This window comes from Nguyenibacter vanlangensis (assembly GCF_013376155.1).
Lineage (GTDB): Bacteria > Pseudomonadota > Alphaproteobacteria > Acetobacterales > Acetobacteraceae > Gluconacetobacter > Gluconacetobacter vanlangensis.
Window position 1 is genome coordinate 1 of record NZ_JABXXP010000887.1, and the last position, 1,022, is coordinate 1,022.

Annotated in this window: 1 protein-coding gene; it reads right to left on the minus strand. The window is 70.2% G+C overall.

Features of this window, described 5'->3' with window-relative positions; all coding sequences use genetic code 11:
• A partial coding sequence (locus tag HUK84_RS19895) for a PEP/pyruvate-binding domain-containing protein (RefSeq protein WP_281362872.1) occupies nucleotides 1–1,022 on the minus strand: 1,022 nt, incomplete at both ends.

The following is a 1,022-nucleotide window of genomic DNA, read 5'->3' on the forward strand; positions in this document are numbered from 1 at the left end:
CGGCGGGTGAGGGCGGCAGCGTCCAGCCCCTCGACCCGGCGCAGGGCCTCGGGGATGGAGATCAGGTTCTCGCGCGCCATGTCGACCGCGATCCTGAGCCGGGCCCGGGCGGCGCATTTGCCGGCGCGGGTCTGCAGCAGATAGAGCTGGCCCTCTTCCACCGTGAATTCGAAATCCTGCATGTCGTGGAACTGGTGTTCCAACTGGGTTGCGATGCGGGCCAGGGTCTGGGTTATTGCCTGGGCCTGAACCGTTGTCGGACCCGTTGCCGGACCCGTTGTCGGACCTGTCTGGGGCATGGCGCGGGCGAGTTCGGCGGCGGGGGTGACCAGGGTGCGGCCGGCGACCAGGTCCTCGCCCTGTGCGTTGAAGGCGAAATCGAGATAGAGGCGGCGTTCGCCGGTGGCGGGGTCGCGGGTGAAGCCGACGCCCGAGCCCGATTGCGGGCCGGAATTGCCGTAGACCATGCGCTGGATGGTGACCGCCGTGCCGGGCAGGCCGGTCAGGTTGCGCAGGCGGCGATAGGTTTGGGCCCGTTCGGAATTCCAGGAGCGGAAGACGGCGTCCACGCCCTGGGCGAGCTGGTCCATCGGCGTGTCGGGGAACGGGACGCCGCCGGCGGATTCGAAAATATCGAGATAGCGCAGGGCGAGATCGCGCAGGGACAGGCTGTCGAGTTCGGCGGCCGATGCGGCCTGGCCCGCGCGCAGGATGGCAGCCAGCCCGTCATCGAACAAGGCCGGATCGAGGCCGCGCACGATCTGGCCGAAGGCGCGGATCAGCCGGGCGAAGCAGTCCCAGGCCAGGCGGGGATTGCCCGACAATGCGATCAGGCCCGGCAGGGTGGCGCGGGTGAGCCCGACATTGAGCAGCGTGTCGAGCATGCCGGGCATGGAGACGGGGGCACCGGAGCGGATCGAAACCAGCAGAGGGCGGTTGGGATCGCCGAAGGCGAGGCCGGTCGCCTGTTCCAGCCGATGCAGGGGCCCCGCGACCAGGGCGCGGAAGGCGTCGGCCGGGGG